Annotated in this window: 22 protein-coding genes; 7 read left to right on the top strand and 15 right to left on the bottom strand. The window is 52.2% G+C overall.

The features are described 5' to 3' along the window. Nucleotides 1-227 precede the first annotated feature (227 nt). From tyrB to D9736_RS12855, 4 genes are all read right to left on the bottom strand, one after another. Nucleotides 228-1421, bottom strand: coding sequence for an aromatic amino acid transaminase (gene tyrB / locus D9736_RS12870; protein ID WP_130224288.1), 1194 nt, complete (start codon nt 1419-1421; stop codon nt 228-230). Between the two features lie 253 nt (nt 1422-1674). Beyond that, nucleotides 1675-2754 (bottom strand): alanine racemase, encoded by a 1080-nt coding sequence (gene alr / locus D9736_RS12865; protein WP_130258459.1) that lies wholly within the window; start codon nt 2752-2754, stop codon nt 1675-1677. A gap of 52 nt (nt 2755-2806) precedes the next feature. Beyond that, nucleotides 2807-4222, bottom strand: coding sequence for a replicative DNA helicase (gene dnaB, locus D9736_RS12860; protein WP_130205810.1), 1416 nt, complete (start codon nt 4220-4222; stop codon nt 2807-2809). A gap of 71 nt (nt 4223-4293) precedes the next feature. Further along, the gene (locus D9736_RS12855) at nt 4294-5328 is read right to left on the bottom strand and encodes a LacI family DNA-binding transcriptional regulator (RefSeq protein WP_130205808.1); all 1035 of its coding nucleotides are present in this window, start codon (nt 5326-5328) and stop codon (nt 4294-4296) included. Nucleotides 5329-5583: 255 nt separating this feature from the next. Here D9736_RS12855 and D9736_RS12850 point away from each other — a divergent pair, with 255 nt between their 5' ends. The 5 genes from D9736_RS12850 to D9736_RS12830 all read left to right on the top strand — a co-directional run bounded on the left by D9736_RS12850 (nt 5584) and on the right by D9736_RS12830 (nt 12370). Next, nucleotides 5584-7155: a malonate decarboxylase subunit alpha gene (locus tag D9736_RS12850; RefSeq protein ID WP_130258458.1), complete on the top strand. Its 1572-nt coding sequence runs from the start codon at nt 5584-5586 to the stop codon at nt 7153-7155. Beyond that, nucleotides 7148-7927 carry an enoyl-CoA hydratase/isomerase family protein gene (locus D9736_RS12845; RefSeq protein ID WP_130258457.1) on the top strand — a complete coding sequence of 260 codons (780 nt, stop codon included), beginning with the start codon at nt 7148-7150 and terminating at the stop codon, nt 7925-7927. The genes D9736_RS12850 and D9736_RS12845 overlap by 8 nt, the downstream gene beginning before the upstream one ends. A gap of 77 nt (nt 7928-8004) precedes the next feature. Then, nucleotides 8005-9234, top strand: coding sequence for an Nramp family divalent metal transporter (locus tag D9736_RS12840; RefSeq protein WP_165383160.1), 1230 nt, complete (start codon nt 8005-8007; stop codon nt 9232-9234). 10 nt (nt 9235-9244) lie between these two features. After that, nucleotides 9245-11281, top strand: coding sequence for an FAD-binding protein (locus tag D9736_RS12835; RefSeq protein WP_130258456.1), 2037 nt, complete (start codon nt 9245-9247; stop codon nt 11279-11281). Between the two features lie 105 nt (nt 11282-11386). Further along, nucleotides 11387-12370, top strand: a complete 984-nt coding sequence (locus D9736_RS12830) for a quinone oxidoreductase (RefSeq protein ID WP_130258455.1) — start codon at nt 11387-11389, stop codon at nt 12368-12370. Nucleotides 12371-12533: 163 nt separating this feature from the next. Here the strand turns inward: D9736_RS12830 and pspG are convergent, their stop codons facing one another. Together pspG and dusA are read right to left on the bottom strand one after the other, a co-directional pair. Further along, a complete protein-coding gene (gene pspG / locus D9736_RS12825; RefSeq protein WP_000891404.1) occupies nt 12534-12776 on the bottom strand; it encodes an envelope stress response protein PspG in 243 nt (80 codons plus the stop codon). Nucleotides 12777-12909: 133 nt separating this feature from the next. Further along, a complete protein-coding gene (gene dusA / locus D9736_RS12820; protein WP_130258454.1) occupies nt 12910-13905 on the bottom strand; it encodes a tRNA dihydrouridine(20/20a) synthase DusA in 996 nt (331 codons plus the stop codon). A 155-nt stretch (nt 13906-14060) separates the two neighbouring features. Between dusA and zur the strand changes: the two genes are divergently transcribed. Next, entirely contained in the window at nt 14061-14576 is a 516-nt protein-coding gene (gene zur / locus D9736_RS12815; RefSeq protein ID WP_130205794.1) for a zinc uptake transcriptional repressor Zur, read from the top strand. A gap of 41 nt (nt 14577-14617) precedes the next feature. Here zur and D9736_RS12810 read toward each other — a convergent pair whose 3' ends face one another. The 4 genes from D9736_RS12810 to dgkA all read right to left on the bottom strand — a co-directional run bounded on the left by D9736_RS12810 (nt 14618) and on the right by dgkA (nt 17427). Beyond that, the gene (locus tag D9736_RS12810; RefSeq protein WP_001030602.1) at nt 14618-14827 is read right to left on the bottom strand and encodes a CsbD family protein; all 210 of its coding nucleotides are present in this window, start codon (nt 14825-14827) and stop codon (nt 14618-14620) included. A gap of 115 nt (nt 14828-14942) precedes the next feature. Further along, nucleotides 14943-16268 (bottom strand): MATE family efflux transporter DinF, encoded by a 1326-nt coding sequence (dinF, locus tag D9736_RS12805; RefSeq protein WP_130218583.1) that lies wholly within the window; start codon nt 16266-16268, stop codon nt 14943-14945. A gap of 72 nt (nt 16269-16340) precedes the next feature. Next, nucleotides 16341-16949 carry a transcriptional repressor LexA gene (gene lexA / locus D9736_RS12800; protein ID WP_064525560.1) on the bottom strand — a complete coding sequence of 203 codons (609 nt, stop codon included), beginning with the start codon at nt 16947-16949 and terminating at the stop codon, nt 16341-16343. A 109-nt stretch (nt 16950-17058) separates the two neighbouring features. After that, nucleotides 17059-17427 carry a diacylglycerol kinase gene (gene dgkA, locus D9736_RS12795; protein ID WP_000002907.1) on the bottom strand — a complete coding sequence of 123 codons (369 nt, stop codon included), beginning with the start codon at nt 17425-17427 and terminating at the stop codon, nt 17059-17061. Between the two features lie 170 nt (nt 17428-17597). Between dgkA and plsB the strand changes: the two genes are divergently transcribed. After that, nucleotides 17598-20021 carry a glycerol-3-phosphate 1-O-acyltransferase PlsB gene (plsB, locus tag D9736_RS12790; protein WP_130258497.1) on the top strand — a complete coding sequence of 808 codons (2424 nt, stop codon included), beginning with the start codon at nt 17598-17600 and terminating at the stop codon, nt 20019-20021. Between the two features lie 161 nt (nt 20022-20182). Here plsB and ubiA read toward each other — a convergent pair whose 3' ends face one another. The 5 genes from ubiA to malK form a co-directional block, all read right to left on the bottom strand. Next, nucleotides 20183-21055 (bottom strand): 4-hydroxybenzoate octaprenyltransferase, encoded by an 873-nt coding sequence (gene ubiA, locus D9736_RS12785; protein WP_130258453.1) that lies wholly within the window; start codon nt 21053-21055, stop codon nt 20183-20185. A gap of 12 nt (nt 21056-21067) precedes the next feature. Continuing rightward, the gene (gene ubiC / locus D9736_RS12780; protein ID WP_064525550.1) at nt 21068-21565 is read right to left on the bottom strand and encodes a chorismate lyase; all 498 of its coding nucleotides are present in this window, start codon (nt 21563-21565) and stop codon (nt 21068-21070) included. 177 nt (nt 21566-21742) lie between these two features. Beyond that, on the bottom strand, nt 21743-22663 hold the full coding sequence (gene malM, locus D9736_RS12775) for a maltose operon protein MalM (protein WP_130258452.1): 921 nt from the start codon (nt 22661-22663) through the stop codon (nt 21743-21745). A 150-nt stretch (nt 22664-22813) separates the two neighbouring features. Next, the gene (gene lamB, locus D9736_RS12770; RefSeq protein ID WP_130205783.1) at nt 22814-24154 is read right to left on the bottom strand and encodes a maltoporin LamB; all 1341 of its coding nucleotides are present in this window, start codon (nt 24152-24154) and stop codon (nt 22814-22816) included. 71 nt (nt 24155-24225) lie between these two features. Then, nucleotides 24226-25341, bottom strand: a complete 1116-nt coding sequence (malK, locus tag D9736_RS12765) for a maltose/maltodextrin ABC transporter ATP-binding protein MalK (RefSeq protein ID WP_130205781.1) — start codon at nt 25339-25341, stop codon at nt 24226-24228. Nucleotides 25342-25457: the final 116 nt, after the last annotated feature.

Here is a 25457-nt window from a genome sequence, read left to right as displayed (position 1 = left end):
TTAGAGAAAGGGAGCAGGATCACATGAGAGAAGTTCGTGTTTTTTAATAGCTTAATGTCTAGCCGTGGAGTAGGTATATCCATTTAGTCCGTGGTTAATATCGCTTACCAGAAGTGAGCGGCTTTATATGAGGGGTAGAATATTTCCTTCTCTCTATTCTCAATGATACTAATTATATCAACGAGTTAAAATTGAGCAGGCGGCTGTTCAACCACCTGCTAACGACATTACATCACGGCTGCAAACGCCTTCGCCACGCGATGCACATTTTGCGCATTAAGTCCGGCAACACACATGCGGCCGCTGGCAATCAGGTAAACACCAAACTCTTCACGCAGTCGGTCAACCTGAGCAGCGCTTAAACCGGTATAGCTGAACATGCCGCGCTGCTTAAGCAGATAATCAAAATTGCGTTCTGGCATCTCTTTACTCAATACCTTCACCAGTTCCTGACGCATCGCCAGAATACGGGTACGCATTTCTTCCACTTCTGCCAGCCAGCTAGCTTTTAACGCCGCATCATTCAGCACCGTAGCCACCACCTGCGCACCAAAATTTGGCGGGCTGGAGTAGTTGCGACGAACTGTTGCTTTCAACTGCCCCAGTACGCGGCCTGCGGCTTCGGCATCTTCACACACCACAGAAAGACCGCCGACACGCTCGCCGTAAAGGGAGAAAATTTTCGAGAATGAATTGCTCACCAGAGCAGGTAATCCGGCGCTGGCGATCGCGCGAATGGCATAGGCATCTTCTTCCATACCGGCACCAAATCCTTGATAGGCAATATCGAGGAATGGGATAAGCTCGCGTGCTTTGAGAATTTCAATCACCGCATCCCACTGGTCGTTGGTGAGATCGGCGCCCGTTGGGTTATGACAACAAGGATGCAGCAGCACAATGCTGCGGGCAGGTAATGTTTTCAGCGTCGCCAACAGGTCATTAAAACGCACGCCGTTAGTCGCTTCGTCATACCAGGGGTAAGTATTCACTTCGAATCCAGCCCCCGCGAATATTGCCACATGGTTTTCCCAGGTGGGATCGCTGACCCAGACGCCTGATTCCGGGAAGTAGCGTTTCAGGAAGTCAGCGCCTACTTTTAATGCCCCCGAACCACCGAGCGTCTGAATGGTCGCCACACGCTGTTGTTGTAACACCGGATGGTCAGCGCCAAACAGCAGCGGCGAAATGGCATGGCGATAGCTGTTCAGCCCTTCCATCGGCAAATAAAGCGAAGCGCCATGAGGTTGTGCATTCAGACGCGCTTCCGCTTCCGCGACAGCTTTTAGTTGCGGAATAATCCCGTCTTCGTTGTAGTACAGGCCGATACTCAAATTCACTTTGTCGCTGCGAGTGTCTTCTTTAAAACGCTCCATAAGCGAAAGAATCGGGTCGCCAGCATAGGCGTCAACTTTTTGAAACACGCGATGGTTCTCCAGGTTTACGGGCAGGTGGTTAAAACACAATAAACCGGAAGATGGCGAAGATCGAGAGGATGTTCAGCGACGAACGGCAATTAACCAGAGGGTAAGACTGATGACAAACGCAAAACCACCAGAAGCATGACGTTTATCAGGCCTATGCGAGAATATCAATTTATTGAATTTACAAGATATTACGTGCCGGATAAGGCATTCACGCCGCATCCGGCACAGACAATCAACTATTACAGAACGATTAATCCACGTATTTCATCGCGACCCTTGACGTCAGGCGCGTGATAAGTTCGTAAGCACTCACTTTTGTTATTTCTGCGATACGCTCTACGGGCAAACCTTCACCCCATAAAATGACCTGGTCCCCGGCTTTATCCTGCGCCTGTGGACCTAAATCTACGCAGATCATATCCATCGCCACGCGACCGACAATCGGCACTTCACGACCATTAACCAGCACTGGCGTACCGGACGGCGCGGCGCGCGGGTAGCCATCGCCATAGCCCATCGCCACCACGCCAAGGCGGGTATCGCGCTCGCTAATCCAGGTGCCGCCATAGCCTACCGGTTCACCCACTTTATGCTCACGCACGGCAATCAGGCTGGAGGTCAGTGACATCACAGGCTGGCAACCGAAATCAGCACCGGTGGAGCCATCTTCCAGCGGTGACACGCCGTAAAGAATGATGCCCGGGCGCACCCAATCAAAATGCGACTGCGGCCATAACAAAATTCCACCCGATGCGGCGATTGAACGCTTGCCGGGTTTGCCTTCGCAAAAGGTATTGAAGATATCGAGTTGTTTCTCAGTCGCGCCGCATTTTGGCTCATCAGCGCGAGCAAAGTGGCTGACAATATTCACCGGCTGACGGACGTTTTTACATTGCGTAAGACGTTGATAAAACGCCTCAGCTTGTTCCGGTAAAACGCCCAGTCGGTGCATACCGGTGTCGAGTTTCATCCAGACGGTAACTGGCTCCTCCAGACTGGCCTCTTCCAGAGCAGCGAGCTGTTCTTCGTTATGCACGGCGGTATGCAGATGTTCAGCGGAGATCGTCGGCAGATCGTCTGCTTCAAAAAAGCCTTCCAGTAACAAAATAGGTTGCGTGATGCCCCCTGCTCTAAGCCGCAGGGCTTCTTCGAGACGGGCTACGCCAAAGGCGTCGGCATCAGGAAGCGTTCGCGCGGTTTCAAGAAGACCGTGACCATAAGCGTTCGCTTTCACCACCGCAACCAGTTTACTGGCGGGGGCCAGTTCACGCAGACGTTGCAAGTTGTGTCGCAGAGCGCGGCGGTTAATCACTACAGTTGCCGCTTGCATTTGTATTCCTTGATAAGTGTTTGCTTTAATTACCTAATACATAAAATAATTATTATTCGTCATCGTACTGCGGCCCCGCGTAGTTGTCGAAGCGCGACCATTGACCGTTAAAGGTCAGGCGTACCGTCCCGATTGGGCCGTTACGTTGTTTACCGATAATAATTTCCGCGATGCCTTTCAAATCACTGTTCTCGTGATAAACCTCATCACGATAGATAAACATGATCAAGTCCGCATCCTGCTCGATGGAGCCGGATTCACGCAAGTCGGAGTTGACCGGACGTTTGTCGGCACGTTGTTCCAGAGAACGGTTCAACTGGGACAGGGCCACCACCGGCACATTCAGTTCTTTTGCCAGCGCTTTCAGCGAGCGGGAGATTTCCGCAATTTCCAGCGTACGGTTGTCGGAAAGTGACGGCACACGCATCAGCTGCAGGTAGTCGATCATGATAAGCCCGATGCCGCCGTGCTCACGGGCAATACGACGCGCGCGCGAGCGCACTTCCGTTGGCGTCAGACCGGAGGAGTCATCAATATAGATGTTACGTTTCTCGAGCAAAATGCCCATCGTGCCGGAAATACGCGCCCAGTCTTCATCATCCAGCTGCCCGGTACGGATTTTGGTCTGGTCAACGCGCGACAGCGATGCCAGAGAACGCATCATAATCTGTTCCGATGGCATCTCCAGCGAGAAGATAAGCACCGGTTTATCCTGCAACATCGCCGCATTTTCGACGAGGTTCATCGCAAATGTCGTTTTACCCATCGACGGACGCGCCGCGACGATAATCAAGTCCGACGGCTGCAAACCGGCGGTTTTTTTGTTGAGATCGTCATAGCCGGTGTTTACCCCGGTGACGCCATCGTGCGGCTGCTGGAACAGTTGCTCAATACGCGCCACGGTAGCGTCGAGCACATCGGCGATGTTCTTCGGCCCTTCGTCTTTATTGGCACGACTTTCGGCAATTTTAAAGACACGGGATTCAGCAAGGTCGAGCAAGTCTTCACTGGTGCGCCCTTGCGGATCAAAACCAGCTTCGGCAATCTCGTTAGCAACTGAGATCATCTCACGGACAACAGCACGTTCCCGCACGATGTCAGCATAAGCGCTGATGTTCGCCGCACTTGGCGTATTTTTTGACAGCTCTGCCAGATAAGCGAAACCACCGACGCTATCAAGTTGCCCCTGGCGCTCCAGCGATTCCGCCAGAGTTATCAGGTCTATCGGGCTACCACCTTCCTGCAAACGCGCCATTTCGGTAAAGATATGGCGGTGCGGACGGGTGTAGAAATCGTCTGCCACGACACGCTCGGCTACATCGTCCCAGCGTTCGTTATCCAGCATTAAACCGCCCAACACCGACTGCTCCGCTTCGATCGAGTGCGGAGGCACTTTCAGCCCGGCAACTTGTGGATCGCGTTCGCGAAGCTCAGCCTGCTGTTTGTTGAAGGGTTTATTTCCAGCCATAGTGAATGGAGTTACCTGCTGTTAAAAAAGGACTAGAGAGTATAGCGAGAAACGGTTTCTCGCTACAGCATTTAACGCCCCCGTCTTCCGGTAGAAGCGCGAATTTGCAGGGTTGGGCGATAGACGTAATGGCTGAGCGGTGCGTCTGGCTGCGCAATACGCCGTAAAATTTGCTGCGCCGCCTGTTTCCCCAGAGCCAATGGTTCTACCGCAATTGTGGTTAACGGCGGGTTACTGTAAGCACAAGCCGCCACGCCATCATTACCAATCAACGAAATATCTTCCCCGGCAAATAATCCTCTTTCGCCTAGTGCCGACTCCGCGCCAAAAGCCATTAAATCGTTATAACAAATCACCGCTGTGGGTGGCGAAGGCATATCCAACAGTTGTTGCATCAACTGGTAACCGTTGGCCTGAGTCGGTTCAGCACGCAGCGAAAAAGCATCAGTGCTCCACGGCTGTAAATCATGATGGTTCATCGCCTCCAGGTATCCCTGATAACGCATATGGTGCGTAAGTCCCCCAATAAACACGATGTCTCTGTGCCCTTGTTGAATGAGATATTCCGTAGCTTCCCGGACGCCTGCGTGGCTGTCCACGCCAACGTAATCGACGGGCAATTGTTGCCAGTCCAGAGGGCGCATTGTGATTAATAAGGGTGTGGAACTGTTGGCATAACGCTGTAAATCGGCTTCTGAGGTGCTGTTTACTGGACAGAGGACAATGCCCGCGACGTGGTGTTCCAGCAAGGTATCAAGTACCTGTTTTTGCCGATCGCTACGCTGGGAGGTATTGGACATTACGGTGATAAAACCGTGCTCCGCCAGCGTGATCTCAAGGCCCATTGTAAATTCAGCGAAAAAAGGGTTGGTCAAATCATCAATCACCACGCCGATAGTCAGCGATTTTTGCGAACGCAGATTGGCAGCAAAACGGTTATAGACATAGCCTAATTGCTCAATGGCTTGCTGGACTTTTTGTTGCGTCTCTTTTTTGATAAGCGGACTGTCGTTGAGTACCAGCGACACGGTCGATTTCGAAACGCCAGCCGCACGTGCAACATCGGTTAATGTTACCCGCTTTCTTCCTGTATCCGACTTCGCCATGACTACTCCAAACCCCCATAAGATCAAGGCATTTACTTTATCATAATCTCCTTTTACTCATGCGATCCGTTAACGCCATGGATCGCAGGAGATCGTCGTTTCGATCACAGATTCATACTTCCCTTGTTGTATTTTTTGCACGCCAATCGTACAAATTACGCATAAATTAGATCGTTCCAATTAATTTATAATCACTATTATGTTGTTTTACATTGATATTTTTAATTATTTTTATATCGAAATAAGGAAATTATTATGTGCTCTGTACGCACGATCACTGCATCGGAAGCTGCAGATTTGATTGCTGATGGCGCAGTTGTCACCGTCTCCTCCTCCAGTGGAATGGGGTGTCCTGATGCCGTGCTGGCAGCAATAGGTGAACGCTTTCAACATGCCGGACATCCGCAAAACATCACCAGCATCCACCCTATCGCCGCAGGTGATATGTATGGCGTAAAAGGCATCGATCATCTGGCGCAATCGGGTTTACTGGCAAAAGTGATCGCTGGCTCCTACCCCTCCGGGCCATCATCAATGACGCCTCCGTTAATCTGGCAAATGATCAATGACAACACGATCCCCGCCTGGAATCTGCCTTCCGGGATCTTATTTGATATGCACCGGGAAGCGGCGGCTCATCGTCCTGGCGTGCTGACACAAACAGGCATGGATACCTATGTAGATCCCCTGTTGCAGGGCGGCGCAATGAATGAAAAAGCGGCGCAACAATCTCTGGTTGAACGCGTTCGATTTGCCAACGACGACTGGCTGTTTTTCCCCAGTATCGTGCCGCAGGTGGCAATCATTCGCGCTACCACTGCTGATGAACGCGGCAACCTGACTTATGAACATGAAGGGGCTTATCTTGGGCCGCTGGAGCAGGCTACAGCTGTTCGCAATAACGGTGGCATCGTAATTGCGCAAGTAAAACGGCAGGTTGCCGCCGGAAGTCTGAAACCAAAAGAGGTGCGTATTCCCGGTGTACTGGTGGATTACATCGTAATTGCACCGGAACAAACACAAACCACGCAAACACAATATGAACCAGCCATTTCCGGCGAAATCAGTCGTCCGCTATCCGCCTTTCGTTATATGGAACATGGCCCGGCGCGGGTTATTGCCCAGCGAGTCGCGCAAGAACTACAAAGTGGAGATGCGGTAAATATTGGCTTTGGTATTTCTGCCAATGTACCGCGTATTTTACTGGAACAAGGTCGCCACGGTGATGTCACCTGGCTGCTGGAACAGGGCGCAATTGGCGGAGTTCCACTGCTGGAATTTCAGTTCGGCTGCGCCTCTAATGCAGAAGCATTTTTGCCCTCTCCCCAGCAGTTTACCTATTTCCAGGGCGGGGGTTTTGATCTCACTCTGATGTCATTTTTACAAATCGGCGCAGATGGTTCAGTAAACGTCTCGCATCTGCCTGCCCGTCCACATGTCACTGCCGGATGCGGTGGGTTTATTGATATCACTTCACATGCGAAGCGCATTATTTTCTCTGGCTTTTTCAATGCCGGTGCCCAACTGCAACTGGAAGAGGGTCAGCTGCGTATCATTAAAGAAGGCAAAGCCAAAAAACTGGTACAGGACGTCGCCCACGTGACGTTCTCCGGCAAACGCGCAATAAGACTCGGGCAACAAGTGCAGTACATCACTGAACGCTGCGTTCTGGAATTAACACCAGACGGGCTACTGGTCACAGAAATTGCCCCTGGTATTGATCCTGAACGCGACATTCTCGCCCAAAGCGATGCCCCACTCCGTCTGGCAGACGATCTCAAGCTAATGAATCCCCACTATTTTCAACAAGGACGTCACCATGAATAACGGCACTATTGACCTCCAGCGCAACGGTTTCATTGCCACTCTGGTGATTAATCGTCCGGCGAAACTCAACGCATTAACCCCGGAGATGCTTGAACAGCTGCTGACACATTGCCACACGCTGGAAACGGATTCGGAGATCCGCGTGGTTCTGCTGACCAGCGCCAGTGAAAAAGCGTTTTGTGTCGGTGCGGATATTCATCGCTGGACCTCTCTTTCTGCACTCGATATGTGGCGCAACTGGATCCGCCGCGGTCATCAGGCATTTGACGCTCTGGCACAACTGCCACAACCCGTAATCGCCCTGGTGCACGGACTGTCTTATGGCGGTGGTCTGGAACTGGCTGCTACCGCCGATATCCGTATTTGTAGCGCCGAGGCTCGGATGGCGCTACCAGAAACCGGACTGGCGACAGTGCCTGGCTGGTCAGGAACGCAGCGGCTGACGGCACTACTTGGGCGTTCACTGGTGAAAGAACTGGTATTTACCGGCGAACCACTAGATGCACAGCGTGCGCTGTCCTGCGGGCTGGTGAATCGTGTTGTCGCCAGGGAAACGTTACACGACGCCGGGCTGCAACTGGCACAACGTATCGCCCAACGTGCTCCGGTTGCTGTGCAGATCGCCAAGCAAGTTATCGATGCCGGAGAAGGTATTGCCGTTGCCTCGACGCTTGAAGCGCTTGCTGGCGCTTTTTCCGCCACTACTGAAGATGCTCGTGAAGGAAGTCAGGCATTCGCCGAGAAGCGTCAACCACAATTTCAGGCACGCTGAAAGCCTCTTACAAGGAAAGAAAGATAATGAATATGACAACCTCTGTTCCCCAAACGCCTTCTTTATTTCGGCGAATAATGACAAAACTCGCAGCCTTTGCACCCGGCATCTTTCTTATTGGCTACAGCATTGGGACAGGCAGTATCACCACTATGGCGAAAGCGGGTGCAAACTATGGCGTCTCGCTGATGTGGGCCGTGGCGCTTTCTTGCATTGTTACCTGGTTTTTAATCCGTATTTATGGTCGTTATGCTTCCGTCACTGGTGAACGCGCGTTGACTGCATTTCGTCGCCATATCCATCCTGGCGTTGCTATGTTGTTTCTGATCGGGTTAACCGTTGCCGTCAGTGGTTCCATTATGGGGGTAATGGGCATTCTGGCGGATGTAATGGCAACATGGTCCACGACCTGGTTTAGTGGCGGTATCTCAGCACTCGCCTGGGCTATCGCGATGGTCATCATGATTAACGTGATGCTCTGGACCAACAGCAACGCCGGGTTCGACAAAATCCTCTCCGCGCTGGTTGGCATTATGGGGCTGGCGTTTGTGATTAATTTTTTCATTATGATGCCGCCGGTCGCAGATCTGCTGGCCGGATTTATTCCGTCAGTTCCCGATCCTGTCGCTGGCGATAACAGTACGCCATTTCTGATAATTTCTGGCATGGTGGGTACCACCGTAGCGCCAGCAATGTTTCTTATGCGCACGACTCTGGTAAAAAGTAATGGTTGGGGTGTGGACAATCTGCCTCATCAAAATCGTGATGCCATTGTCAGTGCAGGAATGATGTTCATCATCAGTGCGGCGGTGATGGCTGCGGCTGCGGGTACGTTGTATCAAACTGGCACAGGTTTAAATAACGCCTCGCAAATGGTCATTATTCTCGAACCTATTGCTGGCTCGGCTGCCGTGGGACTATTTGTTATTGGTATTGTTGCTGCCGGGCTTTCCAGTCAGTTCCCGAATTTACTGTTAACGCCCTGGCTGCTGGCTGACTGGCGTGATACCAGCAACGAAGTTAGCCCAGGTTACCGTATCCTGATGACGGTTATGTCTCTGCTTTGTCTGGTTGTGCCGCTGTTCCACGCACGCCCGGTATTGGTGATGATTGCCAGCCAGGCCTTTAACGCCATTATTCTGCCGCTGACTGTTTTATGTATGTTCTGGCTGGCGAACAAGCCTTCGTTAATGGGCGAATATCGTTGCTCACGCTGGGAAAACGTCATGTTTGTTGCCATAAGCGCATTTACGCTAATCATGGGCTATATGGCAATGAGCGGCTTAATCGAAAGTCTGATGAAATAGGTGGGACGCAATGATTGACGAAACGCTAACGGCGCTCACTGATATCAAAATGCCCCATTACTCACCGCTGGCTCAAGCCAGCGGTAGTATCGACCTTAACGGCGCCATTTTACCTGAGTACCGCTGCAACACGCTGGTGCTAGGCAGTGGTGCTGCCGGATGGCGAGCTGCCGTCGAGCTGAAACGGCAAAATATCGATGTAATGGTAGCCTCCAGCAAAGTTTTCTGGGGCACTTCCGCCTGTTCTAGTTCTGATAAACAAACTCTCCACACCGCCAATACCCGTGCAAATGGTGACCATTTTCTGGCATTAAGTGACACTCTGGCGGCGGGCGGTTCGATGGATCATGACACTGCCTATGTTGAAGCCGTCGGCTCAGTGAACACCTGTGAAGTACTGAAATATCTGGGTCTGGATCTGCCAGAAGATCTCTTTGGCGCAACGTTGCGTTATCAAACCGATCACGATGAGTTCGGTCGCGCCACCAGTTGCGGCCCACGAACTTCTCGCCTGATGGTTAAAGTTCTGGCTCTGGAGGCAATGCGCCTTAATATTCCTCTGCGCGATCACACAACGGCGATTCGTATCCTGACCCGCGGTGAAGGAGAAAACAGACGAGTCGTAGGGGTGATCGCTATCGATAAAGCCTGTCGGGATAATCCCTGGCGAATGGTAGTGATTCGCTGCCAACATCTGGTTTTAGCCACGGGTGGGCCAGGTGAACTTTATCGTGACAGTGTCTATCCGGTGAACTGTTTTAGTGCGTTGGGCATGGCGTTGGAAGCAGGTATAAGGCTGGTGAATCTTACGGAGAGTCAGTTTGGTATCGGTACACCGCGCAGCCAGTTTCCGTGGAATCTTTCCGGTACTTACATGCAAGCGATGCCGCGCATCTACTCGCAGGACCACTCCGGACGTCAGTATAATTTTCTGGCAGCTTATTACCCTACGACTCGTATGCTGGCCTCCGCGATATTTCGCAAAGGTTACCAGTGGCCGTTTCACGCGGAACGAATGCTGGAATATGGCTCCAGCCTACTGGATGTCGCGGTGTATGAGGAGACACAAAAAGGGCGCGATGTTTTTCTCGATTTTCTGCGGGAACCCGAACCCGCAGCGGACGGAACGCCATTCAACCTGCGAGAGCTGGATGATGATGTCATCGACTATCTGCAACAAAATCACGCCTTGCTGGCGCAACCGCTGGCGCGATTAACACAGATGAATCCTCTGGCTATTCGCTTGTATCAGATGCATGGTTATGATCTCACAGCCTCACCGCTAAAATTTACGCTAAATAATCAACATCTTAATGGCGGAATTGATGTTGATATTTGGGGGCGTACATCGCTAACTGGTTGTTATGCTGCCGGAGAAAATGCCGGAACACATGGTGTGACGCGTCCTGGTGGGTCGGCGCTCAATGCCGGGCAAGTTTTCGCTCGCCGCTGTGCATTGCATATTGCTCATCAGAAAAGTCAGGACCTCCCTCTCGAGAGGCAACAAATGCTCAGTACGATTAATGAGGCGCAGCAGTACCTGAATCAGGGGCTGCTGCGCGACGACGTGCGAGAAACGATACAAAATACCATGAGCCACCATGCCGCAATTTTGTGTCATACACAGGGGATCAACACTGCCACGCAAACCATAGCAACACTTTGTGAAGATATTCGCCGGGAAGGCATTCAAAGCGATGAAAACAGCCTCGCCCAATCTTTCCAGTGGCGGCAAAGTGCGCAACTGGCGCTGGCTGTACTGCGCTCTTTACAATGCTATATCGAAAACGGTGGCGGGAGTCGTGGTGCCAGGGCTGTCTATGATGGCGAAGCCGGTATCGCACCGCAAACACCAGGTGGGCCGCTCCTGACCTGGCGTTTTCGACCAGAAAATCAGGATGCCCGGCAATACATGATTTGTGTTTGTCTGGAAGCTAATGATTGCCATGCCTGGATTCGCTTGTGCCGTGAGCGGGGCGTATTAACGCTAACCAACTTTGAGCGCCAGTGGCAAAACTGGATTGCGGCGACGCTGTTTCAATACTGACCAGAGATATTCCGGGTTGTGACCACAGCCCGGAAAAAATCCCCGCGCGGCCCGGCGACTACTGTTAGGCTTAAAACAGATATGTCGCTCAGTAAAGGAGTTTAAATGGCAACACGCATCGAATTTCACAAGCACGGTGGCCCGGAAGTTCTGCAAGCCGTGGAGTTTACTCCTGTCGATCCGGCAGAGAATGAAATCCAGGTCGAAAATAAAGCCATTGGCATTAATTTTATCGACACGTATATCCGCAGCGGCCTTTATCCGCCGCCATCGCTACCCAGCGGATTAGGCACAGAAGCGGCTGGCATAGTGAGCAAAGTCGGCAGCGGCGTGAAGCATATTAAAGCGGGCGATCGCGTGGTTTATGCGCAGTCAACGTTAGGGGCTTACAGCTCTGTGCATAACGTCAATGCCGATAAAGCCGCAATTCTGCCCGCGGCGATCTCTTTTGAGCAAGCCGCTGCATCATTCCTGAAAGGCTTAACGGTTTATTATCTGCTACGCAAAACGTATGAAATCAAACCTGACGAACAGTTCCTGTTCCATGCGGCTGCTGGCGGCGTTGGCTTAATTGCCTGTCAGTGGGCAAAAGCCCTAGGGGCAAAACTTATTGGCACTGTGGGCTCCGCGCAAAAAGCGCAAAGTGCATTAAAAGCGGGTGCATGGCAGGTGATTAACTATCGCGACGAAAATCTGGTCGAACGATTAAAAGAGATCACCGACGGCAAGAAAGTGCGCGTGGTATACGATTCCGTGGGCAGAGACACCTGGGAACGGTCGCTGGATTGCCTGCAACGTCGCGGTTTAATGGTCAGTTTTGGCAACTCATCAGGCGCAGTGACGGGTGTGAACTTAGGCATTCTCAATCAGAAAGGCTCGCTGTATGTGACACGCCCTTCCCTGCAAGGCTATATCACTACGCGGGATGAGTTAACCGAAGCCAGTAATGAACTGTTTTCTTTGATTGCCAGCGGTGTAATTAAAGTGGATGTCGCAGAACATCAGAAATACCCGCTGAAGGATGCGCGGCGTGCGCATGAGATTCTGGAAAGCCGGGCGACGCTGGGTTCCAGCTTACTGATTCCATAAAGAAATTGGGCTTCCACCTGGGAAGCCCTTTCTTTTATAGTTCGGCTGTATGTAGGGTACAGCTCGATGAATTTGTTTGACGCGCAATAGTGACAGATTTGATTATCAATTCCTATTTTGTTCTAAGGATAAAACCTGAGGTTGTGATCATCCGCACAATCCCTTAGTAACGCCAGCGGTCATAACGCTGATATTTCGGCACTTTTGGTGCTTTAATCGCCTTGATCACCCACACTACCGCAATCGCCAACAGCAGCCACGGCAGCAGCTTAATCATCAATGCCAGCATCCCACCGAGGAACATAATGGCCGTCGCCACAACCAGCGCAGCGATAATGCCCAGCAATGAAACGCCAGTGACCATCAACATGACAAAAAAGCCAATCACAAAAAGTAGTTCCAGCATGATGTTCTCCCAAAAATGAAATCTCTTGCTGGCTTTACAAGAATCATGCCAGAAATAACATATTGATTTATCAACAAAACGCCCCGCGTCGAAGCGCAGGGCGTGGTGAATTTGACTACTTTGTGGTGAAAAATTAACGCTTATCAGCCACCAGTTTGAGCGCATGTTCCAACACGTTAATGTCAGCGCCCGCTTTATGGGCATTTTCACTTAAATACCGCCGCCACTGACGCGCGCCGGGAATCCCCTGGAACAGCCCCAGCATATGCCGGGTGATATGGCCCAGATAAGTTCCCTGGCTGAGTTCACGCTCAATGTACGGGTACATGGCGCGCACCACTGCCACCGGGTCGGCATCGGAATCCGAGGAACCAAAAATCTCACGATCCACCGCCGCCAGAATGCCTGGGTTTTGATACGCTTCACGCCCGACCATCACGCCATCCATATGTTGCAGGTGTGCTTTAGCCTCTTCCAGTGACTTGATGCCGCCATTAATCGACATAGCCAGATGCGGGAAATCACGCTTCAGTTGATAGACACGCGGGTAATCGAGCGGCGGGATCTCACGGTTTTCTTTCGGACTTAAACCAGAAAGCCAGGCTTTGCGCGCATGGATAATAAACATCTCGCATTCGCCTTTGCCGGAAACAGTGTCGATAAAATCACAGAGAAATTCATAGCTGTCCTGGTCGTCGATGCCAATACGCGTTTTCACCGTCACTGGAATCGACACTACGTCGCGCATCGCTTTTACGCAGTCAGCCACCAGTTGCGCATTCCCCATCAGGCACGCGCCAAACATGCCGTTCTGTACCCGGTCTGACGGGCAGCCGACATTCAGGTTGATCTCATCATATCCGCGCGCTTCTGCCAGCTTCGCACACTGCGCCAGCGCCGCCGGATCGCTACCGCCCAACTGCAACGCCACCGGATGCTCTTCTTCACTGTATGCCAGGTAATCACCTTTACCGTGAATAATCGCCCCTGTGGTCACCATTTCGGTATAGAGCAGCGTATTACGGGAGAGCAGACGCAGGAAATAACGGCAGTGTCTGTCCGTCCAGTCGAGCATAGGAGCAATAGAGAAACGGTATGCGGGATAAGCGGTTTGTGATTCTGCTGACATGGCGATTTTTTAAGCATCTGGTGAATTGGGGGCGCTACTATAGCATAACGAATATGCGATCAGGCAATGTGGCAGCTTCGATGCCCGGTTGTCGGCGTTTAAGTGAGAATTATGGTAAAGTAAGGACATTCTTAACCCCACTTTCGAGGTGCACAATGGAAAAGACCACAACGCAGGAGTTATTGGCGCAGGCTGAAAAACTCTGCGCGCAGCGTAATGTGCGCCTGACTCCGCAACGTCTCGAAGTGCTGCGCCTTATGAGCCTGCAAGAAGGGGCTATCAGCGCCTACGATCTACTTGATTTGCTGCGCGAAGCCGAGCCGCAAGCCAAGCCGCCGACGGTTTATCGCGCACTCGATTTTCTGCTTGAACAAGGTTTTGTGCATAAGGTGGAATCCACCAACAGCTATGTGCTCTGCCATCTGTTCGATCAGCCCACCCATACTTCAGCCATGTTTATTTGCGATCGCTGCGGCGCAGTGAAAGAAGAGTGTGCAGAAGGCGTGGAAGACATTATGCATACGCTGGCGGCAAAAATGGGTTTTGCCCTGCGGCATAATGTGATTGAAGCACATGGTCTCTGTGCGGCATGTGTGGAAGTTGAAGCGTGTCGTCATCCTGAACAGTGCCAGCATGATCACTCTGTGCAGGTTAAAAAGAAACCGCGTTAAGAGGGCGTACATCCTTGTACACGTCGGGCAGGAGGGATTAATTACCAGCGGTAATCATGGCGTTTTTCCCAGCTATCAACCTCTTTTTCTGCCTGATCTTTCTGGTAACCGTAACGTTCCTGGATTTTACCCACTAACTGGTCACGCTTACCTTCAATGACCGTCATGTCATCATCGGTCAGTTTGCCCCATTGCTCTTTCACTTTACCTTTGAACTGTTTCCAGTTACCGCCGACTTCGTCTTTATTCATATTCAAATCCTCATCGTTAGGTGGTGAATGAGTGTACGCTCACTTTTCTTCTGAACGTGGGATTAAGTGTAGTCAGGAATTTGGCTTAGGAATATTTATTCAGAACTTTTAACCGTCATGTTGCTGAAAACCAGGTTCCATTACGCCAGTGACGACGCCAGATAACCGCCAGTGAAAGCCCGCGCAGCGCCAGAAAGACGGTTAACGCCAGCCATAAACCATGGTTACCCAACCACGGCAACGTCAGTAGCGTCAAAGCGAACCCTGCTGCTGCGACTGCCATACTATTGCGCATTTCGGCAGCGCGCGTTGCGCCAATAAACATACCATCCAGCAGATAACACCAGACTCCTACCAGCGGTAAAATAACCTGCCAGATTAGGTAGCGATCGGCCAGATTCTGGATCTGCGTTAACGACGTTAGCAACGCGATGATATGTTCACCCGCCAGCAAATAAACCACCGAAAACAACAATGCCACGATCCCCGACTGGCGGCACGCTGCGCGCCAGACATCCAGTAACTGGCTACCGTCGCGCGCACCATACGCCTGACCGGAGTGGGCTTCAACCGCGTAGGCAAAACCATCCAGCGCATAGGCTGTAAAGGTGAGTAACGTCATCAGGACTGCGTTGACGGCGATAATATCGCTCCCCAGTCGCGCGCCAAGCACGGTGATCGCGCCGAAACAGAGTTGCAACAACAGCGAGCGCAGCATGATATCGCGGTTAAGCGCCAGCAAGCGACGGAAGTTTCCTCGCCAGGCAGTTTTCAGCATTTCGCCGGAGATGCCACGTAGTTTGAGGATTTTACGCACCATTAGCAGACCAATCAGCAATGTTGCATATTCCGCAATAACCGTCGCCAGCGCCGCGCCCTGCACGTTCATATGCAGCCCCATCACCAGCCAGACATCCAGCACAATGTTGAGGATATTGCCAACCACTAACAAAATCACTGGCGCGCGGGCATATTGCACGCCGAGCAACCAGCCGAGCAGCACCAGATTCGCCAGCGACGCCGGTGCGCTTAACCAGCGGATTGCAAGAAAGCGCCGCGCCTGTTCCAGAACCGCTTCGCTACCACCAACAATATGCAGCGCCAGCTCGATAATCGGCGTACGCAGTAACGCAATCAACGCTCCGGCCCCCAGTGCCAACAGCAACGGTTGCACCAGCGCACGGGCTAATGCCTGAGGATTTTTGGCACCATAAGCCTGCGCAGTAAGCCCGGTAGTGCTCATACGCAAAAACAGCAACAGCATAAAGAGAAAACTGGTCGCCGTTGCGCCAACCGCCACGCCGCCCAAATAAACCGGACTATCAAGATGACCAATGACCGCCGTATCAACCAGTCCCAGCAAGGGAACGGTGATATTGGAGAAAATCATGGGTAAGGCGAGATGCCAGAGTGCTTTATCAGATGAAGTGAGGAATGCCATGCAGACAAGCCTGATGAAGAGAGATGAAAAACAAACCGCGATGCCAGGCGGCATCGCGGTATCAGAGATAGATTACAGCCAGTCGCCGTTGCGAATAACACCAACCGCCAGCCCTTCAATGCTGAAGCTCTGCTGACGAAGGTCAACGACAATGGGTTTAAACTCGCTATTTTCTGGCAGAAGTTCGACTTTATTACCCTGTTTTTTCAGACGCTTAACGGTAACTTCGTCATCTATACGCGCGACAACGACCTGACCATTACGCACATCCTGGGTTTTATGCACTGCCAGCAAGTCGCCGTCCATAATGCCGATATCTTTCATCGACATCCCACTGACGCGCAGCAGGAAATCGGCATTCGGTTTGAACAGGGAAGGATCGACCTGATAATGACCTTCAATATGCTGCTGCGCCAGAAGCGGTTCACCGGCAGCCACACGGCCCACCAACGGTAACCCTTCTTCCTCTTCCTGCAACAGACGAATCCCGCGCGATGCACCGGAAACAATTTCAATAACGCCTTTGCGTGCCAGCGCCTTCAGATGTTCTTCTGCCGCATTTGGGGAACGGAACCCCAAACGCTGCGCGATTTCCGCACGCGTCGGCGGCATACCTGTCTGGCTGATGTGATCACGGATGAGATCAAACACCTCTTGTTGCCTGGCCGTTAACGCTTTCATTCCGCCCCCTGGGTGTATATACAGTTATGCTGTGAGTATATACAGCAAAAGGTGATTTTGGAACCATAAACTACACAATAAACCAGAGATTTATCGAATTCTGGAAGGGTTATCCAAAATGCGACCATAACAGAATGCACCAGGTAATCACGGCGACGATAATGGCGATCAGCACCGCGGCAGAGCCCATATCTTTCGCCCGCCCGGAAAGCTCATGGTATTCAGAGCCAATACGGTCAACCACTGCTTCGATAGCACTGTTGAGGATTTCCACAATCATCACCAGCATGACAGAACTAATAAGCAATACTCGGGTTATTGCATCCACATCCAGCCAACAGGCAATAACCACTGCCAACAATACCGCGACACCTTCCTGACGGAATGCCGCTTCGTTGATCCATGCGGCACGTAAACCTTTCCAGGAATAGCCAGCAGCTTTGATAATTCGGGTGAATCCAGTGGTATTATTGGCCATCGAAAGAACCTTTTTACATTATGAGCGTCAATATCAGTGTACCGTTGAATCCGAAGATTACGGTTAGCGTAACGTCGCGCGAAACATGAGCGGATACCACAGAATTTCCCATGACTTTCTGCTATCCTTCCCGCGCATTTGCATTATTAACCAGAGGCTTTACATCGTTTATGTCCGGCTGGCCACGAATTTACTACAAATTACTGAATTTACCATTAAGCATCCTGGTAAAAAGCAAGTCTATTCCGGCAGATCCTGCCCCGGAACTGGGACTGGATACCTCTCGTCCAATTATGTACGTTTTACCGTACAACTCAAAAGCGGATTTGCTGACGTTGCGCGCCCAGTGCCTGGCGCACGACCTGCCTGACCCATTAGAGCCGCTGGAAATAGACGGCACGCTACTGCCGCGCTATGTGTTTATTCATGGCGGGCCGCGTGTTTTCACCTATTACACACCGAAAGAAGAGTCTATTAAGCTTTTCCACGACTATCTCGATCTGCACCGTAGCAACCCAAATCTGGATGTGCAAATGGTGCCAGTATCGGTGATGTTTGGTCGTGCGCCAGGGCGTGAAAAAGGTGAAGTTAACCCGCCACTGCGCATGCTCAACGGCGTACAGAAATTTTTCGCCGTGCTCTGGCTCGGTCGCGACAGTTTTGTTCGCTTCTCTCCGTCAGTTTCGCTGCGCCGTATGGCGGATGAACACGGCACGGATAAAACTATCGCTCAGAAACTGGCACGCGTGGCGCGTATGCACTTTGCCCGCCAGCGTCTGGCTGCTGTGGGGCCGCGCCTGCCTGCTCGTCAGGATCTGTTTAACAAGCTGCTCGCCTCCCGCGCCATTGCCAAAGCGGTAGAAGATGAAGCGCGCAGCAAAAAAATCTCCCATGAAAAAGCGCAGCAGAACGCGATTGCGCTGATGGAAGAGATTGCGGCGAACTTCTCTTACGAGATGATCCGCCTGACTGACCGTATTCTGGGCTTCACCTGGAACCGACTTTATCAGGGCATCAACGTCCATAACGCCGAGCGCGTTCGCCAGTTGGCCCACGACGGTCATGAGCTGGTGTATGTGCCTTGCCACCGCAGTCACATGGACTACCTGCTGCTTTCTTACGTGCTGTATCACCAGGGGCTGGTGCCGCCGCATATCGCCGCCGGGATCAACCTGAATTTCTGGCCTGCCGGGCCGATTTTCCGCCGTCTGGGTGCGTTCTTTATTCGCCGCACGTTTAAAGGCAATAAGCTCTATTCTACGGTTTTCCGTGAGTATCTCGGCGAACTGTTCAGCCGTGGTTATTCCGTCGAGTACTTTGTGGAAGGCGGTCGTTCGCGTACAGGCCGTTTGCTGGACCCGAAAACCGGTACGTTGTCGATGACCATTCAGGCGATGCTGCGTGGCGGCACGCGTCCGATTACGCTGATTCCGATCTACATCGGTTATGAGCACGTCATGGAAGTGGGTACTTACGCCAAAGAACTGCGCGGCGCGACGAAAGAGAAAGAGAGCCTGCTGCAGATGCTGCGCGGTTTAAGCAAGCTGCGTAATCTCGGTCAGGGCTATGTCAACTTCGGTGAACCAATGCCGTTGATGACCTACCTTAACCAGCACGTGCCAGACTGGCGTGAATCTATCGACCCAATCGAAGCGGTGCGTCCGGCCTGGTTAACGCCGACGGTCAATAATATTGCTGCCGATCTGATGGTACGCATTAACAACGCAGGCGCGGCAAACGCCATGAACCTGTGCTGTACTGCGCTTCTGGCGTCACGTCAGCGCTCACTCACCCGCGAGCAGTTAACCGAGCAACTCAACTGCTATCTGGATTTGATGCGCAACGTGCCTTACTCCACGGACTCTACCGTTCCTTCAGCCAGCGCCAGCGAGCTTATCGATCACGCGCTGCAGATGAACAAGTTTGAAGTTGAGAAAGACACTATCGGCGACATCATCATTCTGCCGCGCGAGCAAGCGGTGCTGATGACCTACTATCGCAACAACATTGCGCATATGTTGGTGCTGCCTTCGCTGATGGCGGCAATTGTCACCCAGCATCGCCACATCTCCCGCGACGTATTGATGGAGCACGTCAATGTGCTTTACCCAATGCTGAAAGCGGAGCTGTTCCTGCGCTGGGATCGCGACGAATTACCGGGCGTGATTGATGCGCTGGCGAATGAAATGCAACGTCAGGGGCTAATTACGCTGCAAGATGATGAATTGCATATCAACCCAGCGCATTCCCGCACGCTTCAGTTGCTGGCCGCAGGCGCGCGCGAAACGCTGCAACGTTATGCCATCACTTTCTGGCTGCTGAGCGCCAACCCGTCGATCAACCGCGGTACGCTGGAGAAAGAGAGCCGCACCGTGGCGCAACGTCTCTCCGTGCTTCACGGCATCAACGCACCGGAGTTCTTCGACAAGGCGGTATTCAGTTCCCTGGTACTGACGCTGCGTGATGAAGGGTATATCAGCGACAGCGGCGACGCCGAACCGGCAGAGACGATGAAGGTCTATCAGTTGTTGGCGGAGTTGATTACATCAGACGTGCGTTTGACGATTGAGAGTGCGACGCAGGGCGAAGGGTAATCGGTGAGAGTTGCCGGATGCGGCGCAAACGCCTTATCCGGCCTACAATGACCTGCAAATTCAATAAATTGCGATTCACCGGGTAGGCCTGATAAGCGAAGCGCATCAGGCAATTTTTCCCGGACAAAAAGGCCGGATGAACCTCCGGCTTTTTTACATCATCAGAAATGCCAGTAACTCATTGCCAGCCCTAAAAACAGCACCAGGCCAACATAGTTATTATTCATAAATGCTTTAAAGCAGGCTTCGCGCTCGCGGTTAGCAATCAGTTTTTGTTGATATACAAACAGCGCGCCCGCGACCAGAATTGACCAATAATATCCCCAGCCTAAGCCATTTAACTCGCCGATAATCGCCATCAGCACCAGCACGCCAATCTGCAAAATACCGATAATCAACTTATCGTATTGACCGAACAAGATAGCGGTGGACTTAATGCCAATCTTCACGTCATCGTCACGGTCGACCATCGCATATTGCGTGTCGTAAGCCACCGCCCACAGAATATTGGCAAGGAACATCAGCCAGCAGCTTAACGGCACCGATTCACTCACCGCGGCAAAAGCCATTGGAATCGACCAACCAAACGCCGCCCCCAGCACCACTTGCGGTAAATGGGTATACCGCTTCATAAACGGGTAAACCCACGCCAGCGCCAGTCCGGCAATCGACAACAGAATGGTCATCGTGTTCAGTGTCAATACCAGTAAGAACGAAAGCAGCACCAGCACCACAAATAGCGTTCGCGCCTCTTTCTCCGTAACCGCACCGCTGGGAAGTGGTCGGTTTGCCGTGCGCTTAACATGGCCGTCAAACTTACGGTCAGCATAGTCATTCACCACGCAACCGGCGGCGCGCATCAGCCAGACGCCTGCGACAAACACCGCCAGGATCCAGAGTTGGGGAACACCTGGGGTCGCCACCCACAGCGCCCACAACGTTGGCCAGAGCAGCAGTAACGCGCCAATTGGCTTATCCGTACGCATTAAGCGGTGAAACGCCAGCAGCTTATTTTGCGTCAGACTCCACTCCATATTTTTTTCCTCTTAGTACAACGGTGACGCCGGTAAAAATAGCTCGGTCAGCAGCAGTGGCTTACCGCTTAATCGCAGGCGAGAACGTCGCCCCCACAATCCGGCATCACGGCCTATCTCAATAAAGTCCCGGGTTAATGTCGATGATGTGAACAGATAGCGGCCTAACGGCGTTTTACCTAATTTTTGTAACGCCAGCTCGGGGCCACTTAACGTTGACACTGGAACGACGGTACGTCCGGCGAGCCAGGGTTCACCATCAGCACATAACAATATTTCTCGTAACCAGTAACGGGGCTCTTTCGGCAGCAGCGGTAATTCTTCGGGGATTTCATTCTGCTCGACAAACCCTTCGCGGATCATCGTCACGCTCACCGTTTTTCCCTGCTGTTCAAAACGTTTAGTCATGGAATCTTCCAGCAACAACCAGTCGAGCAGTTGCGGTTCCAGCGCAGGGATCTCTGCAAAATAGCGCAGCGCACGCAGTTGCGTTAACGCGGGGTGTGACATGCCGAACTCTCCGTTACATAACGTAAAGGCATTGTATCGCAGAAAAGCGATAACGGGAGATGTAAAGCATATTAAGTGATCTAATACGCAACAAAAACGCAACAATCACTGGGGGGAGAAAAAAAGGTGCGCCCGAAGACGCACCAGTTGTTGCAAAATCAGCACTGTGGGACCTAATTATCCCTTGCCTTTTACACTGCTGATAAAGGTGGAACGGGCAGATGTCGATCCCAGACGTTCAGCTTCATCAAGCAGTTTTAACGCCTTATCAACATCACCTTTCGCGACAGCGTTTTTGATCGCGGTATTAAAATAACTTTCCGTGTCGTTGAGCATCGGTTCGCTTTTCTTCGCTGGCGCCGGAGCGGATGCAGCCACGGCTGGTGCCGCCGTGTTGCCTACCGTAACCGGAGCTGGAGCGGATGAACCAAATAGCGGTCCCACCAGCACACTGGAGCTGGAGTTGGTTTTCACTTTCAGTTTCAGCAGACCATCAGTGGTATGAAGGGCAACCGGATCTGGAATATCTGGCACCGAGTTACCGACACCTTTGGCATAGGCTTTAGCCGGGTCGAGCAGTTGCGTCGTCTGCTGGAGATCTTTTTCCGTGGTAAAGACCAGAACATACAGTTTTTGCTGCCCCAACGCTGGCGTCAGGCGCATCACTCCTTCCAGACGATCGGCGCTCATGACGCCTGGTTCCTGGTAGGTGAAATAACTGCTGGGGAAGAAGGCTGATGGGGTCATGCTCTGATCAAGAATCAGCACATTTGGCGCAAATACACTGGTTTGTTTGTTCACTTCGCTGGTCAGCGTAAGGGTCAGTTCGCCAATGTTTGCCGGAACGCTGTATGCCGCAACCGGACCACTGATGCCGGGAACGTTCAGTTGTTGGCCGCCAGTCGCTAACTGGGTAGTCTGAGTTTTGGATTGATCGACGGGTGTCCAGGTTAATTGTTGCAGCGCAGCAGATGGAATGGCAGGCGCGTCACTGGTGTTTTGCGGTACGTAGTTGACGTCGGCGAGGCTAATTCCAGGCGCGCTCGCCAGCAACCCTGCTGATAAACAGAGGGCGATGAGACTTTTATTCATTTTCATTGTTTTCACCTCAAAATCTGGAGTTCAGCGGTAGCCAGGCAATAGCGCGCTAAACCGATAATCAGAGGGGCTTGCGCCCCTTATAGATAATGACAACGTGTTTTTATGCCGGATGCGGTGCAAGCACCTTATCCGGCCTACGCTATGTTATTACCACCAGATTTCCATCTGGGCGCCGAAGGTCCACTCGTCGCTATCACCGCGACCGAAGCTACCGCCTTCGAAGCTCGCCGGAACGGCTTTACCGTAGTTCGGGTTGGAAGAGGAACTACCGTTGTAGTCATAGCCCCATTTCTCATCCCACTTGGCGTAGGTCGCGAAGACACGAATAGCCGGACGTGACCAGATGCTGTCGCCAGCCTGCCATTGTTGTGCGAGGGTAATTTTGTACTGATTGTTCTTATCGCCAGTGCGCTGGGATTCGACGTTGTCGTAGCCGATCTCCATCAAGGTGCTCATGATTGGCGTCCACTTGTACATCGGGCGAATACCGACGGTCCACCACTTGGTGCCGTTATCGTTATCCCAGTTGATGTCCTGATACATCCCCACGTACATCATGTCCCAGTTGTCGCCCATCGAGATCGCACCATGATCAAGAATACGCAGCATGTGACCGTTGTTGTTGATGTTGTAGGCAAAGTGTTCGTTATCAAACGCGACGCCAGAGCCCTGCGACAGACCTTTACCCTGCGAGGTCATCGAATCAGTTGCGTACTGAACAACAAACTTGTTGAAGCCCTTCAGGATGCTCTGAGTATGTTCAGCAGTGAATAACCAACCGTCTTTCGATGCGCCATCAACCAGACGATAGTTATCACGCAGGTTAGCGCGACCGTAGTCGACACCCAGTTCTAAGGTTCCGCCTGGGTTGATTTCCATCTGCGCTAAACGCACGTCGAAGACATCGTTCGCGGTTTCGTTGGTGTAGTCATAGATATTGTTGCTGGCGAAAGAAGAAGAACCACCAGCTTCAGAAGAGCGGGTTGCTGCCAGAGAGAGCTTACCGAAGCCAACATCGATGTTTTCCAGACCGGCACCAGGACCAGAAATATCCCAGTAGTAGAAGTCGATCATATGAACGTCATGACGTTGATAGAAACGCTTACCCGCCCAGATGGTGGAACCTGGCAGCCATTCAATCAGGTTTTTACCCTGCACGTTCGCTTCACGGAAGGCCGGATCGGTGGCTTCCCAGTCATTCTGTTGCGCGACGGAATAGGCCACGTTAGTGTCGAAATAGAAGCTCTTATCGCCCTCTTTCCACACTTCCTGACCCAATTTTAATTCAGCATAAGTTTCACATTCGTTGCCAAGACGGTATTTACTTTGAGCACCAGTGGTCTGGAAACACTGTTGTTCACCGCCACTCCCTGTCCAGCCGATACCGGAACGAGCGTAACCGTGGAAATCCACAGCCATTGCCTGAGCAGACATTACGCCCGCTGCGACGGCAACCGCCAGAGGAAGTTTGCGCAGAGTAATCATCATTCTATCTCCTGAGTCATTGCTTTTCTTTTTTCACATCACCTGTCACAGGTTTTGTGTCTTTTGTAGGGTGCTTAAACGCCCGGCTCCTGATGCAGTCGACGACATGCAGTGCCATCCTCACGGAACAGATGGCAACGCTCTGGCGGCAGGCCGATAGCGAATGTGGCACCTTCTTCTACCAACACCACGTCAGACTGGCGGTACACCAGGTTTTGACGAATGGAAGGGATCTGGATATGAATTTGGGTTTCGTTGCCGAGTTGCTCGACGACCTGAACTTCACCTTCAAGGATGACGTCGGCGATATCACTTGGCAGTAGATGTTCCGGGCGAATGCCCAGTGACATGTTGGCTCCGACCTGAACGTTGTGGCTTTCAACCGGAAGCCAGACTTGCTGGAGGTTTGGCATCGGCAGCTCAACCTGAACTTGATCGATTGCAACGGCGGTCACTTTTACCGGCAAGAAGTTCATTTTCGGCGAACCAATAAAACCAGCGACAAAGCGGTCCGCCGGATAGTGATACAGTTCGAGGGGTTTCCCGACCTGCGCCACGCGCCCGGCATCCAGCACCACGATTTTATCGGCCAGCGTCATCGCCTCGACCTGATCGTGGGTGACGTAAATCATCGTGCGGCCCAGACGTTTATGCAGGCGGGAGATTTCGATACGCATCTGCACACGCAGCGCAGCGTCAAGGTTGGATAGCGGTTCATCAAGTAAAAACACGCTTGGCTCTGCCACCAGCGTTCGACCAATCGCCACTCGCTGACGCTGCCCGCCGGAGAGTGCCTTCGGTTTGCGATCAAGCAAGTGCGCCAGTTGCAGTACTTCCGCCACCTGGTTAACGCGCTGGTTGATCACCTCTTTCTTCGCGCCCGCCAGTTTCAGGCCAAAGGACATGTTTTCTGCCACTGACAGATGGGGATAGAGCGCATAGGACTGGAACACCATGCCGACGCCGCGTTCTGCTGGCGGGGTATCGTTCATTCGTTTCTCACCGATGAACAGGTCGCCGCTGGTGATCGTCTCAAGACCGGCAATCATGCGCAGTAACGTTGATTTACCGCAGCCAGATGGCCCGACAAACACCACGAACTCACCTTCGTGGATCTCGAGGTTGATATCTTTCGATACCACCACATCCCCCCAGGCCTTCGTTACATTTTGCAGCTGTACGCTCGCCATGCCCTTCTCCCTTCGTTACAACCTGTCATCGACAGCAACATTCATGATGCGGTGACTATGCTTGATCGACAGATAGCTTAAATCCTCCACCCCCAGGCTTTTTTATGGGGGAGGAG

It is taken from the genome of Escherichia sp. E10V10, from assembly GCF_004211985.1.
Lineage (GTDB): Bacteria > Pseudomonadota > Gammaproteobacteria > Enterobacterales > Enterobacteriaceae > Escherichia.
Note: the sequence above shows the minus strand (reverse complement) of the source record. Positions and strands in the feature narration are given on the sequence as shown.

Excerpts from the sequence above, each read along its gene's own strand:
- alr (WP_130258459.1), bottom strand. The coding sequence starts at position 2,754 with ATGCAAGCGGCAACTGTAGTGATTAACCGCCGCGCTCTGCGACACAAC.
- dnaB (WP_130205810.1), bottom strand. The coding sequence starts at position 4,222 with ATGGCTGGAAATAAACCCTTCAACAAACAGCAGGCTGAGCTTCGCGAA.
- D9736_RS12855 (WP_130205808.1), bottom strand. The coding sequence starts at position 5,328 with ATGGCGAAGTCGGATACAGGAAGAAAGCGGGTAACATTAACCGATGTT.
- D9736_RS12850 (WP_130258458.1), top strand. The coding sequence starts at position 5,584 with ATGTGCTCTGTACGCACGATCACTGCATCGGAAGCTGCAGATTTGATT.
- D9736_RS12845 (WP_130258457.1), top strand. The coding sequence starts at position 7,148 with ATGAATAACGGCACTATTGACCTCCAGCGCAACGGTTTCATTGCCACT.
- D9736_RS12840 (WP_165383160.1), top strand. The coding sequence starts at position 8,005 with ATGACAAAACTCGCAGCCTTTGCACCCGGCATCTTTCTTATTGGCTAC.
- D9736_RS12835 (WP_130258456.1), top strand. The coding sequence starts at position 9,245 with ATGATTGACGAAACGCTAACGGCGCTCACTGATATCAAAATGCCCCAT.
- D9736_RS12830 (WP_130258455.1), top strand. The coding sequence starts at position 11,387 with ATGGCAACACGCATCGAATTTCACAAGCACGGTGGCCCGGAAGTTCTG.
- pspG (WP_000891404.1), bottom strand. The coding sequence starts at position 12,776 with ATGCTGGAACTACTTTTTGTGATTGGCTTTTTTGTCATGTTGATGGTC.
- dusA (WP_130258454.1), bottom strand. The coding sequence starts at position 13,905 with ATGTCAGCAGAATCACAAACCGCTTATCCCGCATACCGTTTCTCTATT.
- zur (WP_130205794.1), top strand. The coding sequence starts at position 14,061 with ATGGAAAAGACCACAACGCAGGAGTTATTGGCGCAGGCTGAAAAACTC.
- D9736_RS12810 (WP_001030602.1), bottom strand. The coding sequence starts at position 14,827 with ATGAATAAAGACGAAGTCGGCGGTAACTGGAAACAGTTCAAAGGTAAA.
- dinF (WP_130218583.1), bottom strand. The coding sequence starts at position 16,268 with ATGGCATTCCTCACTTCATCTGATAAAGCACTCTGGCATCTCGCCTTA.
- lexA (WP_064525560.1), bottom strand. The coding sequence starts at position 16,949 with ATGAAAGCGTTAACGGCCAGGCAACAAGAGGTGTTTGATCTCATCCGT.
- dgkA (WP_000002907.1), bottom strand. The coding sequence starts at position 17,427 with ATGGCCAATAATACCACTGGATTCACCCGAATTATCAAAGCTGCTGGC.
- plsB (WP_130258497.1), top strand. The coding sequence starts at position 17,598 with ATGTCCGGCTGGCCACGAATTTACTACAAATTACTGAATTTACCATTA.
- ubiA (WP_130258453.1), bottom strand. The coding sequence starts at position 21,055 with ATGGAGTGGAGTCTGACGCAAAATAAGCTGCTGGCGTTTCACCGCTTA.
- ubiC (WP_064525550.1), bottom strand. The coding sequence starts at position 21,565 with ATGTCACACCCCGCGTTAACGCAACTGCGTGCGCTGCGCTATTTTGCA.
- malM (WP_130258452.1), bottom strand. The coding sequence starts at position 22,663 with ATGAAAATGAATAAAAGTCTCATCGCCCTCTGTTTATCAGCAGGGTTG.
- lamB (WP_130205783.1), bottom strand. The coding sequence starts at position 24,154 with ATGATGATTACTCTGCGCAAACTTCCTCTGGCGGTTGCCGTCGCAGCG.
- malK (WP_130205781.1), bottom strand. The coding sequence starts at position 25,341 with ATGGCGAGCGTACAGCTGCAAAATGTAACGAAGGCCTGGGGGGATGTG.